Genomic DNA, 17,173 nt, shown 5'->3' on the forward strand with positions numbered 1-17,173 from the left:
CCGACCTTTCTGCGGACAACCGGAGCAGCGGCGGCCTAGCGTGTCCATGGTGACGTTCACCGCCCCGATCCAGCTCCCCGGACTGACCCTGGACCCGCAGTGGTACAAGCGCTCGGTCTTCTACGAGTGCATGATCCGTTCCTTCGTCGACTCGAACGGCGACGGGATCGGCGACATCCAGGGCGTGATCGGCAAGCTCGACTACCTGCAGTGGCTCGGTGTCGACGCCCTCTGGTTGCCGCCGTTCTTCCAGTCGCCGATGCGCGACGGCGGGTACGACATCGCCGACTACAAGGCGATCCTGCCGGAGTTCGGCACGCTGGACGACTTCCGCGAGCTCGTCACGAAGTCGCACGAGCGCAACATGCGCATCGTCATCGACATGGTGATCAACCACACCTCGGACCAGCACGACTGGTTCCAGCAGTCCCGCGAGGACCCGGACGGCCCGTACGGGGACTTCTACGTGTGGCGGGACACCGACGAGGACTACTCGAACATCCGCATCATCTTCGTCGACACCGAGGAGTCGAACTGGACGTTCGACCCGGTCCGCCGCCAGTTCTTCTTCCACCGGTTCTTCTCGCACCAGCCGGACCTCAACTTCGAGAACCCCGCCGTGGTCGAGGCCGTGTACGACGTGGTGCGGCACTGGCTCGACCTCGGCGTCGACGGGCTCCGGCTCGACGCGATCCCCTACCTCTTCGAGTCGGAGGAGGGCAACGGCGAGGGCGAGCCGGAGACCCACGAGTTCATCAAGAAGCTCCGGGCGATGGTGGACGACGAGTACCCCGGGCGCGTCCTCCTCGCCGAGGCGAACCAGTGGCCGCGCGAGACCGCCGCGTTCTTCGGCACCGACGAGGAGCCCGAGTGCCACATGGCGTTCGACTTCCCGGTGATGCCGCGCATCTTCTACTCGCTCCGCGCCCAGCACGCGGCCGAGCTCAAGGCGATCCTGTCCGAGACGCTCGACGTGCCGTCCTCGGCCGCGTGGGGCGTGTTCCTCCGCAACCACGACGAGCTCACCCTCGAGATGGTGAGCGAGGAGTACCGCCAGGCGATGTACGGCTGGTACGGGTACGACCCCCGGATGCGCTCGAACATCGGCATCCGCCGGCGCCTAGCACCCCTGCTCGACAACTCCCGCGCCGAGCTCGAGCTCATCCACGCCCTGCTCTTCTCGCTCCCCGGGTCGCCGTTCCTCTACTACGGCGACGAGATCGGGATGGGCGACAACATCTGGCTCCCGGACCGCGACTCCTCCCGCACGCCGATGCAGTGGACACCGGACCGCAACGCGGGCTTCTCCACCGCCGACCCCGGCAAGCTGTACCTGCCCGTCGTGCAGTCGCTCGTCTACAACTACGCGCAGGTGAACGTCGAGGCGCAGCTCGCCCAGTCCCGCTCCCTGCTGCACTGGGTCCGGAACGTCATCCACGTCCGGAAGGCGCACCCGGTGTTCGGCCTGGGGACGCTCGACGTGCAGGACACGTCGAACGACTCGGTGCTCGCCTTCGTCCGGTCGTGGGAGGGGTCCGGGCAGCAGTTCGGGCCGTCCGCGGAGGACGTCCTCTGCGTGTTCTCGTTCGCCACGAACCCGACGTCGGTGACGATCTCGGCGCCGGAGTTCGCCGGGCGGCCGCTGTACGACCTCTTCGGCGGCGGGTCCTTCCCCTCGTTCGACGAGTCGGGGTCGGTCACGCTGACGATGGGTACGCAGTCGTTCTACTGGCTGCACATCGGCGCGCCGGTCGGCTAGGCGTTCGCGTCCGTCGCGTCCGGCTCGGTGCGGCCGTCGTCCTGGAGGCGCGGGTCGTCCCCGCCAGGCGGGTCGCGACGGGCGTGTCGGTGCGTCCCGTTAGCCTGGCCGCGTGACGTTCCTCGAAGAGCAGGTCGACCCCACCGCCGAGCTCGACACCCCGGCCCCGGCCCAGGACCTCGCCGGCCGACCCTGGTGGCACGCGCTCGGCGTCTTCGACCTCGAGACCACCGGCATCGACGTCGAGACCGCCCGGATCGTCACCGCGCACGTCGGCCTGATCGACATGACCGGCCGCTCCATCGTCGAAGGCGTCTGGCTCGCCGACCCCGGGGTCGACATCCCCGAAGGTGCCGCCGCCGTCCACGGCATCACGACCGAGCGCGCCCGCGCCGACGGCCGTCCCGCCGGCGAGGTCGTGGCGGAGATCATCGCCGCCGTCGAAGCCGTCTTCGCCCGCGGCATCCCGCTCGTGATCTACAACGCCCCGTACGACCTCACCGTCCTCGACCGGGAAGCCAAACGGCACGGCATCGCCTCCCCCGTGATCGGCAACGTCGTCGACCCGCTCGTCATCGACAAGGCGCTCGACACCTACCGCAAGGGCAAGCGCACCCTCGAAGCCGCGTCCGAGCTGTACGGCGTCACGCTCTCCGATGCCCACGACGCCGGCGCCGACGCCATCGCTGCCGGTCGGGTCGCGCAGGCCATCGCGGCGAAGTACCCGGACGAGCTCGGTGTCTCCGCCGAGGAGCTCCACCGCAAGCAGGTCGGCTGGTGCGCCGAGCAGGCCACTTCGTTCCAGGACTACATGCGGAAGAAGCGCGACCCGTCCTTCACGGCCGACGGGCGCTGGCCGCACCGCAACGGCAGCTGAGGCGCCCGGGCGCCTCGCCCGCCGCGCCTTGCCCGCGCTCCCGCGGGCACCAGGTTCCGGACACAGCACCGCGCAGAACCCCGGTGCCGTGTCCGGAACCTGGTTCCGCACGAGCCGCCCCGCGCTCCGAACCACGAAACCGACGTTGAACCACGCCCCGCCCCTGGTTCGACGTCGTTGCCGTGGTTCGAGGCCGCCCCACCGCGTCGCGCCGCACGTAGCCGCCGCCACCGCCCCGCCGCACGCCACCGCCGCCGCGCGCGCAGCGCACCGCGCACGCGGAACGGGCGGCCCTCCCGCAGGAGGACCGCCCGTCGAAACGCTGAGCGACTGCTTACTTGCCGAAGCCCTTGAAGCGCTGGTTGAACTTCTCGACGCGGCCGGCCGAGTCGAGGATGCGCTGCTTGCCCGTGTAGAACGGGTGCGACGCCGACGAGATCTCGACGTCGATGACCGGGTAGGTCGCACCGTCGAGCTCGATGGTCTTGTCGCTGGTCGCGGTCGAACGCGTCAGGAACGTCTCACCGGAGGCCAGGTCGCGGAAGACGATGGCGTTGTACTCGGGGTGGGTGTCGGTCTTCATGGAGATTCCTCGGTCAATGTCGGTGATGGGAGATGCGCGGCCGGGTCGAGACCCTGCCAGTGCATGAAGTCTGCGGCGTGCGCCAGCCGTCTACGTTACCAGAGAGACGACCAGCACGCAGCGCCTACGCCGCGCGCGCCGTGTACCGGCCGGCGTCCTTCGTGACGGTCAGTTCGATGCCGAACGCCTCGGTGAGCGTCGCCGCCGTCAGGACCTCGTCGATCGGGCCGGCAGCCTGCACGTGACCGTCGGCGAGCACCAGGGCATGGGTGAAGCCCGCGGGGATCTCCTCCACGTGGTGCGTGACGATCACGATCGCGGGCGAGTCGTCGCTCTGGGCGTAGCCGCCGAGGGTCCGGACGAGGCTCTCGCGGGCGCCGAGGTCGAGCGACGCGGCCGGTTCGTCGAGGAACAGGATCTCCGGGTCGGTCATCACGGCACGGGCTATCTGCACGCGCTTCTGCTCGCCGTCGCTCAGCTCCCCGAAGGTCCGGTCGGTGAAGGCACCGAGACCCCACTCTTCGAGCACGCGCTGCGCCCGGCGGACGTCGAGCTCCTCGTACTCCTCGTTCCAGCGACCCGTGACCGAGTACGCCGCGGTGAGCACGACGTCGATGACCTTCTCGGTCACCGGGATCCGGCGCGCCAGGGCGGTCGACGCGAAGCCGATGCGGGGCCGGAGCTCGAAGAGGTCAGCGCCGCCGAGCTCGGTCCCGAGCACCTCGACGTCGCCCGAGGTCGGGAACGTCTGGGCACCCGCGACCTGCAGCAGCGTGGTCTTGCCGGCGCCGTTGGCACCGAGCACGACCCAGCGTTCGTCGTCCTGCACCTCCCACGAGATCCCGTCGAGGATGGTGGCCCCGTTGCGGACCACGGAGACGTCTGACAAGCGCACGACCGAGGGCATGCGCCCAGCCTAGAGGTTCCGCCCGAGCACCTCGTCGTAGACCTGCCGTGTCCGCTCTGCGATGGCGCCCCAGGTGAACTCGGTCTCGACGCGGAGCCGTCCGGCGCGGCCCATGAGCTTCGCCAGCCCCTCGTCGGCGAGCACCTCGTTCAGGGTCGCGGCGAGGTCCGCCACGTACCGGTCCGGGTCGGTCGGCGTGCCGGTGCCGTCCTGCGCCTGGTCGATCGGGACGATGCGGCCGGTGAGCCCGTCGGCGACGACCTCGGGGATCCCGCCGGTGCCGGTGCCGACGACGGGGATGCCGCACGCCATCGCCTCGAGGTTGACGATCCCGAGCGGCTCGTAGATCGACGGGCAGACGAAGACGGTGCCCGACGAGAGCACGTTGACGATCTCCTGGTGGGCGAGCATCCGGTCGATCCAGACGACGCCGTCACGATCGGCGCGCAACGCGTCGACGAGACCCGTGACCTCGGCCATGATCTCCGGCGTGTCCGGGGCCCCGGCACAGAGCACGATCTGGACCTCCGGCGGCAGCGACGCCACCGCGCGGAGCAGGTACGGCAGGCCCTTCTGCCGGGTGATCCGCCCGACGAACACCACGCTGGGACGGGACGGGTCGATCCCGAGGGCCCGGACGGCGTCCTCGTCGACGGTCGGCTTCCACTCCTCGATGTCGATGCCGTTGTAGACGACGTGCACCTTCGCCGGGTCGATCGACGGGTACGAGCGGAGGATGTCCGCCCGCATCGCCTTCGACACCGCGATGACGCCGTCGGCGTTCTCGAACGCCTCGCGCTCCATCCAGCTCGAGAGCCGGTACCCGCCGCCGAGCTGCTCGGCCTTCCAGGGCCGGAGCGGCTCGAGGCTGTGGGCGGTCACGACGTGCGGGATGCCGTAGGTCAGCTGCGCGATCCGGCCGGCCGAGTTCGTGTACCAGGTGTGCGAGTGCACGACGTCCGCGCCCTCGACGTCCGCCGCGATGGCGACGTCGGTCCCGAGCGCCTGCAACGCACCGTTCGCACCGTCGAGTCCATCCGGCGTGCGGTACGCCCACACGTCCGCCTCGTCCCGGAACGCCCCGAAGGCGCGGACCCGCACCTCGGTGTCGGTCCCGGACCGCAGGGCGGCCGTCAGTTCGGCCACGTGGACACCTGCACCGCCGTAGACCTCCGGCGGATACTCCCTGGTCAGTAGATCGACTCGCACGCGTTCAAGGTAACCGGTTCCCAGTGCTGACGCCTACTGTGAGCGTCATGGCACCAAAGAAGGTCTTCGGCATCGTCCTCGCTGGCGGCGAGGGGAAGCGGCTCATGCCGCTCACGGCCGACCGGGCGAAGCCCGCCGTCCCGTTCGGGGGCAACTTCCGTCTCATCGACTTCGCACTCTCGAACCTGGTGAACTCCGGGTTGCAGAAGATCGTCGTCCTGACGCAGTACAAGTCCCACAGCCTCGACCGCCACGTCGCGGAGACCTGGCGCATGGAGGGGTTGCTCGGCTCGTACGTCGCGTCCGTGCCCGCGCAGCAGCGGCTCGGCAAGCGCTGGTTCGCCGGCTCGGCCGACGCGATCCTGCAGTCGCTCAACCTCCTCCGCGACGAACGCCCCGACATCGTGGTCGTGGTCGGTGCGGACCACGTGTACCGGATGGACTTCCACCAGATGGTGGAGGCGCACATCGCCTCCGGCCGCAGCGCCACGGTCGCCGCGATCCGGCAGCCGATCGGCCTCGCCGACCAGTTCGGCGTGATCCAGGTCGACGCCGACGACCCGACGAAGATCGACGCCTTCCTCGAGAAGCCGAAGGACGCCATCGGGCTCGCCGACTCCCCCGGCGAGATCCTCGCGTCGATGGGCAACTACGTGTTCGACGCCGACGCGCTGGTCGACGCGGTCCTCCGCGACGGGCAGATCGAGACGTCGAACCACGACATGGGCGGCGACATCGTCCCGGACTTCGTGAACCGCGGCGACGCCGGCGTGTACGACCTCCAGCGCAACGGCGTGCCCGGGTCGAACGAGCGCGACCGGTACTACTGGCGCGACGTGGGGACCATCGACTCGTTCTACGACGCGCACATGGACCTCATCGCGCCGGTGCCGGTCTTCAACCTGTACAACCAGGACTGGCCGATCTTCAACCAGCAGACGAACCTGCCCCCGGCGAAGTTCGTCCGCGACGCCAACGGCAACACCGGCTCCACGGTGGACTCGCTCGTGTCGCTCGGCTGCCTGGTCTCGGGCGCGCAGGTCGAGCGCAGCATGATCGGCCCGTGGTGCAGCATCGACTCCGGTGCGAAGGTCCTCGACTCGATCGTGTTCGAGCGGGCGTCTATCGGCGCCGGCTCGACCGTGAACCGCGCGATCCTCGACAAGGACGTCGTCATCGCACCGGGAGCGCGGGTGGGCGTCGACCGCGAAGCGGACGAAGCGCGCGGCTTCACCGTCACCGAGTCCGGCATCACGGTGGTCGGCAAGGGCGTGCGCGTCGAGGCGTAGCCGTCCAGACGCGTGCGCTGGCACTGTCGGGAGGCGCGGCTGACGTCACACACGTCGGCCGCGCCTCCGTCAGTCGGTACCGTTGGTCCGTGCCCCGCTTCCTCGTCGTCCTCGATGCCGATTCCACGCTCCTCGAGGACGAGGTCATCGAACTGCTGGCCGACACGGCGGGGACCCGGCCACAGGTCGCGGCGATCACGGAGCGCGCCATGCGCGGCGAGATCGACTTCGCGGAGAGCCTCCGGGAGCGTGTCGCAACCCTTGCGGGCCTCCAGTCCGACGTCTTCCGACGCGCACAGGACGCGGTCCGTGTGACGGGGGGCGCCGACCAGCTCGTCCGCGGCGTGCACGCCGCCGGAGGCACCGTCGGTGTCGTGTCGGGCGGCTTCCACGAGGTGCTCGACCCGTTCGCCGAGCGCCTCGGCCTCGACCACTGCCGGGCGAACCGGCTCGAGGTCGTCGACGGCGTCCTGACCGGGCGGGTCCTCGGGGACGTGGTGGACGCGCACGCGAAGGCCGTGGCGCTCCGGGAGTGGGCGGGAGCCGACGGCGTGCCGGTCGTGCGCACCGTCGCGGTGGGCGACGGCGCGAACGACCTCGAGATGATGCGGGTCGCGGGGCTGTCGGTCGCGTTCGACGCGAAGCCGCGCGTGCGGGAGCAGGCCGACGTGGCGGTCGTCGACCGCGACCTGTCGAGCGTGCTGGCGACGCTGGGCCTGCGCGGCTGACGGGCCCGCGCCGGCCCGTGTCCGCCGGCCCGTGTCCGCCGGCCCGAGTCTCGGGCTGGGCGACCGTAGACGCGGCCGACGCCCCGAGAATCGTCGCCAGACCCGAGACTCGGGCCGCAGCCGGCCGCGCGCCGCGCAGGCGGCTAGTGCCCCATCCCGAGGCCACCGTCGACCGGGATGACCGCGCCCGAGATGTACCCGGCACCGTCGCCGGCGAGGAACAGCGTGGCGTCCGCGACGTCGTCCACGGTGCCGTACCGGGCCGCCGGGATCTGCTTCTTGAACTCGGCCTGCAGCTCCTCGGGCAGCGCCGCCGTCATGTCGGTCTGGATGAACCCGGGAGCGACGACGTTCGCGGTGATCCCGCGGGACCCGAGCTCCCGCGTGATCGACCGGGCCATGCCGACGAGGGCGGCCTTCGACGACGCGTAGTTGACCTGGCCGACCTGCCCGTAGGCGCCGACGACGCTCGACATGAGCACGATCCGCCCGAACTTGGCCTTCATCATCCCCTTCGTCACCCGCTTGACGACCCGGAACGTGCCGGTGAGGTTCGTGTCGATGACGCTCGTGAAGTCCTCCTCCGACATGCGGAGCAGGAGCTGGTCGTTCGTGATGCCGGCGTTCGCGACGAGGACCTCGATCGGCCCGAGCTCGGCCTCGACCTGCGTGAAGGCGGCGTCGACCGAGGCGCTGTCCGTGATGTCCGCCTGCACCGTGAGCGCGCCCTCGGGGCCGCCCTGGCCGTTCCGGGACGTGACGGCGACACGGTGTCCGGCGGCGACGAAGCGCTCCGCGAGGGCGTGGCCGATGCCGCGGTTGCCGCCGGTGACGAGGACGGTACGGGGGGTGCTCATGGTCGCTCCGTTCGGGGTGGGGGTGCTCGGCGCGCCGGACCGGACCGGGCCGGACACGCCCGGACGAGCGTACCCGAGCCGATACGCGCATCGTGTCCGCGCGCGGCGGAACCGGCGAGCGGCAGACGGGCTTAGGCTTGTGGTCGGGAAGAGGAAAGAACATCGGATGAAGACGACCCACAGCATCACGTCGCTCCCGGATTCACCGGAGCAGGACCGGGCGCACCGCCTGTCCCGGTACGTGTGGCAGATGGCCGTCCGTGTCGTGTTCTTCGTCGGCGCCGTCCTGGTGTGGTCCGTCTGGCACACCTGGCTCGCTGTCATCCCGATCGTGCTCGCCGGGGTCATCCCGTGGGTGGCCGTCGTCATCGCGAACGCCGGCAACCGCGCCGAGAACGACATCGTGACGCCCGCCGGCGCGATCCAGCTGTACGACGCGGTCGACCCGCGCCTCCGCGAACAGCAGGAGGACGCCCGCGCCGAGGCGTACCGCGCCGAGCAGGACCGCCTCCGGGAACAGGCCCAGCACGCGCAAGAGGAGTGGCAGCGCAACGGCGACCGGTCCCGCGTCTGGGGTCGACGCTGATGGGCGCCACGTTCGACCTCTTCACCGAGCCGGGCTCGACGCCCGTGTGCTCGCGCGCCGGGTGCTCGTCGACCGCCTCGTGGCGCGTCAACTGGCGGAACCCCCGCATCCACGCCATCGACCGCGTCAAGATCTGGGCCGCGTGCGAAGAGCACCGTGACTTCCTGGCCGACTACCTCCGGTCCCGTTCCTTCCCGGTCCGCGTGACCGGCATGCACGAGGACGTGGACCGGCTCGACGACGAGCGCGACCCGGCCGACGCCCCGAAGAACGACGTCGGTGTGCGCGCGGCCGGTGAGCGTCGGTGAGCGACCAGTTCGACCCGAGCACCCGGTACGGCCGGCGGCACGCGCAGAAGATCGCCCGCGCGGCCGCCGCATCGCCCGACCGCGCCGAGCCGGCCGACCGCGACCCGGACGAGCCCTTCGTCGGCTGGCGCTTCGTCGGCAGCCGTCGGTGGCTCGGCTACTTCGCGATCGCCGTCGCGTTCGCGATCGTCTGCGCCCTGTTCGGCATGTGGCAGTGGGACCGCCGGAACGAGGCGGTGCGGCAGAACGAACAGGTCTCACAGAACTACGAGCACACCCCCGTCCCCCTCGATGTCGCGCTGCCGAAGGCCTCGAGCTGGGACGACTCGCAGACCTGGCTCCGGGTCCGGGTCACCGGCCGGTACGACACCGACGACCAGCTCCTCGTCCGCAACCGCGTGCACAACGGGCAGCCCGGCTTCGAGGTCCTCACACCGCTCGTGACCGCCGACGGCCGGGCGTTCGTCGTCGACCGTGGCTGGGTCCCGACCGGCAACGCCCAGGACGCCCCCGACCACGTCCCCGCTCCCCCGTCCGGTGAGGTCACCGCGGTCGTCCGGCTCCAGCAGAGCGAACCGCGGATCCCCGGTCGGACGGACCCGGCGCACACCGACCAGGTGCAGTCGGTCACGCTCTCCGACGTGGCGAACAAGGTCGACACGCCGATCTACACCGACGCGTACGGGCAGCTCGCGTCCGAGTCGCCGGCCCCGACCGAGGCGCGGCCCCTGGGCTGGGACCGCCCGACCGCCGACACGGGGCTGCACCTCAGCTACTTCATCCAGTGGTTCATGTTCGCGGCCGGCGGGTTCGGGTTCCTGGCGTACCTGATGGTGCAGGAGTACCGGAACCTCAACCAGGACGACCCCGAGGAGCGCGAGCGCGCCCAGGAGCGCCAACGCCGCAAGGACGCCAGGCCGAAGACCGACGCGGAGATCGAGGACGAGCTCCTGCGCGCAGGCCGCTGACGGACGTCCCCACGGACGGACTGGAGGCGCGGTGCCAGCTGGCACCGCGCCTCCAGTCCGTCGGTATGGTCGCGACCAACGCGACCAACGCGACCAACGCGACCAACCCGACTACGCCAGCTCGATGAGCTCCGCGTAGTCCTTGTTCCAGTGGTCCTCGGTGCCGTCCGGCAGGAGCAGCACGCGCTCGGGGTTGAGCGCCTCGACCGCACCCGCGTCGTGCGACACGAGCACGACCGCACCCTCGTACCCGGCCAGCGCGCCGAGGATCTCCTCACGCGACGCCGGGTCGAGGTTGTTCGTCGGCTCGTCGAGGAGCAGCACGTTCGCGCCGGACACGACGATCATCGCGAGCGACAACCGGGTCTTCTCGCCGCCGGACAGCACGCCGGCCTTCTTGTAGCCGTCGTCGCCCGTGAACAGGAACGACCCGAGGACGCGACGGGCCTCGGTCTCGTTCAGCTCGGTCGACGCGGACACCATGTTCTCGATGACGGTCCGGTTGACGTCGATGTTCTCGTGCTCCTGGGCGTAGTACCCGATGCGCAGGCCGTGCCCGGGCAGGATCTCCCCCGTGTCCGGCTTGTCCGCGCCGGCGAGGATGCGCAGCAGCGTCGTCTTGCCCGCACCGTTGAAGCCGAGGATGACCACGCGGGACCCGCGGTCGATCGCGAGGTCGACGCCCGCGAAGATCTCGAGCGAGCCGTAGGACTTCGAGAGCCCCTCGGCCATGAGCGGCGTGCGGCCGCACGGCACCGGCGTCGGGAACCGGAGCTTGGCGACGCGGTCGGCGACGCGCTCGTCCTCGAGGCCGGCGAGGAGCTTGTCGGCACGCGCGACCATCTGGTGCGCCGCGGCGGCCTTCGACGCCTTCGCACCGAACCGGGCTGCCTGGTCCTTGAGCGTGGCGGCCTTCTTCTCGGCGTTCGCGCGTTCCTTGCGACGGCGCTCTTCGTCCGCGGCACGCTGCCGCTGGTAGAGGCGCCAGCCCATGTTGTAGACGTCGATCGACTGGCGGTTGGCGTCGAGGTAGAAGACGCGGTTGACGACCTCGTCCACGAGCTCGACGTCGTGGGAGATGACGATCACACCGCCCGGGTACGTCTTGAGGTGCTCGCGGAGCCACACGATCGAGTCGGCGTCGAGGTGGTTCGTCGGCTCGTCGAGGATCATCGTCTCGGCGTCCGAGAACAGGATCCGGGCGAGCTCGATGCGACGGCGCTGACCACCCGAGAGGGTCTTGAGCTGCTGGTCGAGGATGCGGTCCGGCAGCTTGAGGTTCGACGCGATCGACGCCGCCTCGGCCTCGGCCGCGTAGCCGCCGAGCGCGTTGAACTGGTCGTCCAGGCGGCTGTACCGACGCATCGCCTTCTCGGCCACCGTGGTGTCCGTGCTGGCCATGTCGAGCGTGGCCTGGCGGATACCCTCGACGAGCTCGCCGAGCCCACGCGCGTCGAGGATCCGCTTGCGGGCGGTGTCCTCCGGATTCCCCGAGCGGGGGTCCTGCGGCAGGTACCCGATCTCACCGGAGCGGTCGATCTTGCCGCCGGTGGGCTGGGTCTCGCCCGCGAGGGCCTTCGTCATCGTGGTCTTCCCGGCCCCGTTGCGGCCGACGAGACCGATCTTGTCGCCCTTCTCGACGCGGAAGGACACGTTCTCCATCAGGAGGCGAGCCCCGACGCGGATCTCGAGGTCGTGCACGGCAAGCACAGCAGACGTCCAATCAGTTGGTGGGTTTGCACAACGACGTGTGCGGGAGGTGCACCGCTACGCTGACGGGACCGATGGTCCTGAAGAGGACCAGCAGTCCATTCTAGGAGAATCCATGACGAACGCCACCGGGTTCGCTCCCCGCGCAGTCCTCGCCGACCGTCTGCGCACCCACGGCTTGGCCACCGATGCCGCCCTGATCGCCGGCGGAGCGCTGTTCACGGCCGCGATGGCGCAGCTCGAAGTGCCGATGTGGCCGGTGCCGATCACGGGTCAGACCCTCGCGGTCGTGCTCGTCGGCGCGACCCTCGGGGCTCGCCGCGGCATGCTGGCGCTGCTGGTCTACGCGGTCGCCGGGCTCGCCGGGGCGCCGTTCTTCGCCGGGTTCTCCGGTGGTCTCGCCTCGCTGACGTCGCCGAGCTTCGGGTACGTCATCGGGTTCGTCCCGGCCGCCGCCGTCGTCGGGTGGCTGGCGCGCCGCAACTGGGACCGGCACGTGGGGCGGGCGGCCGTGGCGATGCTCGTCGCCAGCGCGATCCCGTTCGTCACCGGCCTGCCGTACCTGGCGGTCGCGCTCGGGCAGCTCGGCGCGCCGAACGACCTGCAGTCGGTGCTCGCCGCCGGCCTCTACCCGTTCATCGTGGGTGGCGTCGCGAAGGCGCTCATCGCCGCCGGCATCCTGCCGCTGGCGTGGAAGCTCGTCGGCCGCCGCTGACCTCCGCGTCGAAGGGCCCCGTACCGTTCCGGTGCGGGGCCCTTCCGCGTGCGCGGCGCCCGGCGCCGGCCCGCCTGCCGAGCGGGCGCGACTGGCCGCGCGCCGCCCGCCGAGCGGGCGGAACCGGCCGCCCGGCGCCGCCGAGCGTGACGTATCCTGCCCGCTCGCGCCGGGCGGTGGGGCCGCCCACTTCCGGACGGGAGGCGCGGTGCCAGCTGGCACCGCGCCTCCCGGCGCCGGCCCGCCTGCCGAGCGGGCGCGACTGGCCGCGCGCCTCCCGTCCGGAAGTGGTCGCGACTAGATCGAGAAGCCGAGCGCGCGCATCATCTCGCGCCCGTCGTCGGTGATCCGCTCCGGACCCCACGGCGGCATCCAGACCCAGTTGATCCGGAACGCGTCGACGATGCCGTCGAGGGCGTTGGCGGTGTCACCCTCGATGACGTCGGTGAGCGGGCAGCCCGCGCTCGTCAGCGTCATGCTGATGACGAGCGCGTTCGCCTCGTCGTCCATGGCGAGGTCGTAGATGAGCCCGAGGTCGACGATGTTGACGCCGAGTTCGGGGTCCTGGACCTCCTTCAGGCCTTCGACGACCTCGTCGAACTTCTCCGGGGAGAGCGCGGCGATCATCAGTTGCCCGCCGCCGCGGCCGCGGCCTGCACGTAGCGGTCGTAGCCCTCGTTCTCGAGGCGCTCGGCGAGCTCGGGGCCACCCTGCTCGGCGACCTTGCCCGCGACGAACACGTGCACGAAGTCCGGCTTGATGTAGCGGAGGATGCGCGTGTAGTGCGTGATGAGCAGCACGCCGAGGCCGGTCGCGGCCTTGGCGCGGTTGACGCCCTCGGACACGATCTTCAGCGCGTCGACGTCGAGGCCGGAGTCGGTCTCGTCGAGGACGGCGAACTTCGGCTTGAGGAGCTCGAGCTGCATGATCTCGTGGCGCTTCTTCTCGCCGCCGGAGAAGCCCTCGTTGACGTTGCGCTCGGCGAAGGCCGAGTCCATCTTGAGGTCGGCCATCGACTTGCGGAGGTCCTTGACCCAGGTGCGGAGCGCGGGCGCCTCGCCGTCGATCGCGGTCTTCGCGGTGCGGAGGAAGTTCGACACCGTCACGCCGGGGATCTCGACCGGGTACTGCATGGCCAGGAACATGCCGGCACGGGCGCGCTCGTCGACGCTCATCGCGAGGACGTCCTGACCGTCGAGAGTGATCGAGCCACCGACGACGTTGTAGCGGGGGTGCCCGGCGATCGTGTACGCCAGGGTCGACTTGCCGGAGCCGTTCGGCCCCATGATCGCGTGGATCTCGCCCTCGTTGATCGTGAGGTCGACGCCCTTGAGGATCTCCTTGACACCCTGGTCGGTGTCGATCGAGACCTGCAGGTCGCGGATTTCGAGAGTGGACATTGCGTTCCTTCGGTTGCAGCTGGGGTGCGGCGTCAGCCGCGGGAAGAGTGGAGGGAGCGGTCTCAGTCGACCGGGACCGGGTCCTGCACGTCGACGTAGACGTCGCCGTCGCGGACCTCGACCCGGAAGACCGGTACGGGCTCGTAGGCCGGGAAGTTCTGCGGCTTGCCGGTGGCCAGCGAGAACCGAGACCCGTGGGCCCAGCACTCGAGGGTGTCGCCCTCGACGAAGCCCTCCGCCAGGGAGATGTCCCCGTGGGTGCAGGTGTCGCCGATGGCGTGCACGGTGCCGGCGGAGTCCTTCACGATGGCCACCGCGGTGCCGTCGACCACGGCGCGCATCGGGCTGTCCACCGCGATGTCCGCCTCGGCACAGACCTTCGTCGACATCAGGCAGTGGCCTCCGGCTGACCGGCGCCCGACTCGGCCGGCGCGGCGATCACCGAGCGGCCTTCGGCGAGCTCCTGCTCGACCGCGGCGATGAGGCGTTCCTCGAGCTCGGGCGCGCCGATCTTCTGGATCACCTCGACGAGGAACCCGAGCACGACGAGACGACGTGCTTCTTCCTCGGGGACACCGCGCGACTGCAGGTAGAACAGCTGCTCGTCATCGAAGCGACCGGTCGCACTCGCGTGGCCGGCGCCCTCGATGTTGCCCGTCTCGATCTCGAGGTTCGGGATGCTGTCCGCGCGGGTGCCGTCGGTGAGCACGAGGTTGCGGTTCTGCTCGTACGAGTCCGTGCCGTCGCCGGTCCGGCCGATGAGCACGTCGCCGATCCAGACCGTGTGGGCGCCCTGCCCCTGGAGCGCGCCCTTGTAGTTGACCCGACCGCGCGTGTTCGGCGCGTCGTGGTTCACGTAGACCTGCTGCTCGATGTACTGACCGGCGTCGGCGAAGTACACGCCGTACATCTCGGTGTCGGCGCCCTGCGCACCGAGGTGCGTCGACGGGTTGACCCGGATGACGTCGCCGCCGAGCGAGACCACGACGTGCTTGAGGAAGGCGTCGCGGCCGACCTCGGCGAAGTGCGTCGAGACGTGCACCGCGTCGTCGTCCCAGTCCTGCAGGCTGACCACCGTGAGGCGGGCGCCGTCGCGGACGACGATCTCGACGTTCTCGCTGAGGAGCGCCGAGCCGCGGTTGTCGAGCACGACGATGCCCTGCGCGTGCGCCTCGGCCGTGATGACCGTGTGCGCGGCGCGCGGCTGCGTCCCGAAGTCGGACCGGGTGATCGTGATGGACTCGTACGCCTCGGTCGCCTTCACGGTGACCGCCAGCACGGCGTCACGCGCGGACCAGGCGGCAGCGGCAGCGCGGTCCTCGGGGAGCCCGGCCGTGCCGACGCGGGGGTCGTCGCTCCGGCCCCACTCGACGTCGGCACCGTCGGTCTGGCGGGCGAGGAACGGGTAGGCGGATCCGTCGAGTCCGCCGGCCAGGAGGGGCTGAAGCTTCGCGAGCGGTGCGAACTTCCAGTTGACCTCCCGGCCGGTGACGGTCGGGAAGGCCGCGACGTCACCGGACTGGAACCGCTCGGAGCGGGTCTGGACCGGGATCTTCTTGTCGGGGGCGTCCCAGCCGCCGTCGGAGTGGGCTCCGGCGCCGTGCTGCTCGCCGCCCTGTGCGGCTGCCGCGGGCTGGATCGGCTGGTCGATGTGAGGAGGGGTGGTGCTGGACATCTAGCCGACGGATCCTTCCATGCTCATCTCGATGAGCTTGTTGAGTTCGAGTGCGTACTCCATCGGGAGCTCGCGGGCGATCGGCTCGATGAAGCCGCGGACGATCATCGCCATCGCCTCGTCCTCCGCCATGCCGCGGGACATGAGGTAGAAGAGCTGTTCCTCGCTCACGCGGGAGACCGTTGCCTCGTGCCCGAGCTGGACGTCGTCGACGCGGATGTCGATCGCCGGGTAGGTGTCCGACCGGCTGATCGTGTCGACGAGCAGCGCGTCGCAGCGGACCGTGTTCGCCGCGTGGTGCGCGTTCGGGTCGACACGGACCTCGCCGCGGTAGCCCGCACGGCCGCCGCCGCGGGCGATCGACTTCGAGACGATCGAGGACGTCGTGTACGGCGCCATGTGGATCATCTTCGCGCCGGCGTCCTGGTGCTGGCCGGGGCCCGCGAACGCGACGGAGAGCGTCTCGCCCTTGGCGTGCTCACCGGCGAGGTAGATCGACGGGTACTTCATCGTGACCTTCGACCCGATGTTGCCGTCGATCCACTCCATCGTCGCGCCCTCGTGCGCGATCGCACGCTTGGTGACGAGGTTGTAGACGTTGTTCGACCAGTTCTGGATCGTCGTGTAGCGAACGCGGGCGTTCTTCTTCACGATGATCTCGACGACGGCCGAGTGCAGCGAGTCCGACTTGTAGATCGGGGCCGTGCAGCCCTCGATGTAGTGGACGTAGGAGTCCTCGTCGGCGATGATCAGCGTCCGCTCGAACTGGCCCATGTTCTCGGTGTTGATCCGGAAGTACGCCTGCAGCGGGATCTCGACGTGGACGCCCTTCGGGACGTAGACGAACGAGCCGCCGGACCACACGGCCGTGTTCAGCGCGGCGAACTTGTTGTCGCCGGCCGGGATCACGGTGCCGAAGTACTCCTCGAAGATCTCGGGGTGCTCGCGGAGGGCCGTGTCGGTGTCCATGAAGATGACACCCTGCTCTTCCAGGTCCTCGCGGATCTGGTGGTACACGACCTCGGACTCGTACTGCGCGGCGACGCCGGCGACGAGGCGCTGACGCTCGGCCTCGGGGATGCCGAGCTTCTCGTAGGTCGCGCGGATGTCCTCGGGGAGGTCCTCCCACGACTGCGCCTGCTTCTCGGTGGAGCGGACGAAGTACTTGATGTTGTCGAAGTCGATGCCCGTCAGGTCGGCACCCCACGTCGGCATCGGCTTGCGGCCGAAGAGCGACAGCCCCTTGAGCCGGTTCTTGAGCATCCACTCGGGCTCGTTCTTGAGGTTCGAGATGTCCGTGACCACCTCTTCCGAGATGCCACGGCGAGCCGAGGCGCCGGCCGAGTCGGAGTCGGACCAGCCGAACTCGTATTGGCCGAGCCCTTCGAGCTCGGGACGGTCGATGAGCACGTCGGACATGGTCTCCTCGTTTCCTTCTCGCGGCAGCGTCTTCAGGTGTGAACCCGTGGCGTCTGGACGCCATTCCACCGCAGACCGCCGACACGGCGACCACGGTGCTGCTCCCTCGCAACGTCGATGGTTCCACACAGCCCTGAGTGTCATCGTCCTGATCGGATCGGCGAACTCGGCCCGTTCGGAGCC

Annotated in this window: 18 protein-coding genes; 8 read left to right on the forward strand and 10 right to left on the reverse strand. The window is 70.1% G+C overall.

Features of this window, described 5'->3' with window-relative positions:
* The first annotated feature begins 49 nt into the window (after window positions 1–49).
* Both treS and FS825_RS08390 read left to right on the forward strand, forming a co-directional pair.
* Window positions 50–1,759 carry a maltose alpha-D-glucosyltransferase gene (gene treS / locus FS825_RS08385; RefSeq protein ID WP_144712086.1) on the forward strand — a complete coding sequence of 570 codons (1,710 nt, stop codon included), beginning with the start codon at window positions 50–52 and terminating at the stop codon, window positions 1,757–1,759.
* A 112-nt stretch (window positions 1,760–1,871) separates the two neighbouring features.
* Window positions 1,872–2,636, forward strand: a complete 765-nt coding sequence (locus FS825_RS08390) for a 3'-5' exonuclease (RefSeq protein WP_144712087.1) — start codon at window positions 1,872–1,874, stop codon at window positions 2,634–2,636.
* A gap of 334 nt (window positions 2,637–2,970) precedes the next feature.
* On the opposite strand, the gene FS825_RS08395 is transcribed toward FS825_RS08390, so the two are convergent.
* The 3 genes from FS825_RS08395 to glgA form a co-directional block, all read right to left on the reverse strand.
* Complete coding sequence (locus FS825_RS08395; RefSeq protein ID WP_144712088.1) at window positions 2,971–3,219, reverse strand: type B 50S ribosomal protein L31; 249 nt, start codon at window positions 3,217–3,219, stop codon at window positions 2,971–2,973.
* Window positions 3,220–3,343: 124 nt separating this feature from the next.
* Window positions 3,344–4,126 carry an ABC transporter ATP-binding protein gene (locus FS825_RS08400; protein ID WP_144712089.1) on the reverse strand — a complete coding sequence of 261 codons (783 nt, stop codon included), beginning with the start codon at window positions 4,124–4,126 and terminating at the stop codon, window positions 3,344–3,346.
* A gap of 9 nt (window positions 4,127–4,135) precedes the next feature.
* Window positions 4,136–5,335: a glycogen synthase gene (glgA, locus tag FS825_RS08405; protein WP_144712090.1), complete on the reverse strand. Its 1,200-nt coding sequence runs from the start codon at window positions 5,333–5,335 to the stop codon at window positions 4,136–4,138.
* Window positions 5,336–5,382: 47 nt separating this feature from the next.
* Between glgA and glgC the strand changes: the two genes are divergently transcribed.
* Complete coding sequence (gene glgC, locus FS825_RS08410) at window positions 5,383–6,624, forward strand: glucose-1-phosphate adenylyltransferase (RefSeq protein ID WP_144712091.1); 1,242 nt, start codon at window positions 5,383–5,385, stop codon at window positions 6,622–6,624.
* An 89-nt stretch (window positions 6,625–6,713) separates the two neighbouring features.
* Entirely contained in the window at window positions 6,714–7,352 is a 639-nt protein-coding gene (gene serB / locus FS825_RS08415) for a phosphoserine phosphatase SerB (protein WP_144712092.1), read from the forward strand.
* Between the two features lie 143 nt (window positions 7,353–7,495).
* Here the strand turns inward: serB and fabG are convergent, their stop codons facing one another.
* Window positions 7,496–8,209, reverse strand: coding sequence for a 3-oxoacyl-ACP reductase FabG (gene fabG / locus FS825_RS08420; protein WP_144712093.1), 714 nt, complete (start codon window positions 8,207–8,209; stop codon window positions 7,496–7,498).
* Window positions 8,210–8,375: 166 nt separating this feature from the next.
* Here fabG and FS825_RS08425 point away from each other — a divergent pair, with 166 nt between their 5' ends.
* From FS825_RS08425 to FS825_RS08435, 3 genes are read left to right on the forward strand one after another with little or no spacing between them, the layout of a single operon-like run.
* A complete protein-coding gene (locus FS825_RS08425; protein ID WP_186377139.1) occupies window positions 8,376–8,795 on the forward strand; it encodes a DUF3099 domain-containing protein in 420 nt (139 codons plus the stop codon).
* The gene (locus FS825_RS08430) at window positions 8,795–9,103 is read left to right on the forward strand and encodes a hypothetical protein (RefSeq protein WP_260981096.1); all 309 of its coding nucleotides are present in this window, start codon (window positions 8,795–8,797) and stop codon (window positions 9,101–9,103) included. The genes FS825_RS08425 and FS825_RS08430 overlap by 1 nt, the downstream gene beginning before the upstream one ends.
* Window positions 9,100–10,071, forward strand: a complete 972-nt coding sequence (locus FS825_RS08435; RefSeq protein ID WP_144712095.1) for an SURF1 family cytochrome oxidase biogenesis protein — start codon at window positions 9,100–9,102, stop codon at window positions 10,069–10,071. Before FS825_RS08430 ends, FS825_RS08435 begins: the two co-directional genes overlap by 4 nt.
* A 111-nt stretch (window positions 10,072–10,182) precedes the next feature.
* Here the strand turns inward: FS825_RS08435 and FS825_RS08440 are convergent, their stop codons facing one another.
* The gene (locus FS825_RS08440; protein WP_144712096.1) at window positions 10,183–11,781 is read right to left on the reverse strand and encodes an ABC-F family ATP-binding cassette domain-containing protein; all 1,599 of its coding nucleotides are present in this window, start codon (window positions 11,779–11,781) and stop codon (window positions 10,183–10,185) included.
* Between the two features lie 115 nt (window positions 11,782–11,896).
* Here FS825_RS08440 and FS825_RS08445 point away from each other — a divergent pair, with 115 nt between their 5' ends.
* On the forward strand, window positions 11,897–12,496 hold the full coding sequence (locus tag FS825_RS08445) for a biotin transporter BioY (RefSeq protein ID WP_144712097.1): 600 nt from the start codon (window positions 11,897–11,899) through the stop codon (window positions 12,494–12,496).
* A gap of 297 nt (window positions 12,497–12,793) precedes the next feature.
* On the opposite strand, the gene FS825_RS08450 is transcribed toward FS825_RS08445, so the two are convergent.
* The 5 genes from FS825_RS08450 to sufB form a co-directional block, all read right to left on the reverse strand.
* The gene (locus FS825_RS08450; RefSeq protein ID WP_144712098.1) at window positions 12,794–13,123 is read right to left on the reverse strand and encodes a metal-sulfur cluster assembly factor; all 330 of its coding nucleotides are present in this window, start codon (window positions 13,121–13,123) and stop codon (window positions 12,794–12,796) included.
* Window positions 13,123–13,896, reverse strand: coding sequence for a Fe-S cluster assembly ATPase SufC (sufC, locus tag FS825_RS08455; protein WP_144712099.1), 774 nt, complete (start codon window positions 13,894–13,896; stop codon window positions 13,123–13,125). The genes FS825_RS08450 and sufC overlap by 1 nt, the downstream gene beginning before the upstream one ends.
* 62 nt (window positions 13,897–13,958) lie before the next feature.
* The gene (locus FS825_RS08460; protein WP_144712100.1) at window positions 13,959–14,285 is read right to left on the reverse strand and encodes a non-heme iron oxygenase ferredoxin subunit; all 327 of its coding nucleotides are present in this window, start codon (window positions 14,283–14,285) and stop codon (window positions 13,959–13,961) included.
* Complete coding sequence (sufD, locus tag FS825_RS08465) at window positions 14,285–15,571, reverse strand: Fe-S cluster assembly protein SufD (protein WP_144712101.1); 1,287 nt, start codon at window positions 15,569–15,571, stop codon at window positions 14,285–14,287. The genes FS825_RS08460 and sufD overlap by 1 nt, the downstream gene beginning before the upstream one ends.
* Complete coding sequence (gene sufB / locus FS825_RS08470) at window positions 15,572–16,990, reverse strand: Fe-S cluster assembly protein SufB (RefSeq protein ID WP_144712102.1); 1,419 nt, start codon at window positions 16,988–16,990, stop codon at window positions 15,572–15,574.
* Between the last annotated feature and the right edge of the window lie 183 nt (window positions 16,991–17,173).

This window comes from Curtobacterium pusillum (assembly GCF_007680845.1).
In the GTDB taxonomy this organism is placed as follows: Bacteria; Actinomycetota; Actinomycetes; order Actinomycetales; family Microbacteriaceae; genus Curtobacterium; species Curtobacterium pusillum_B.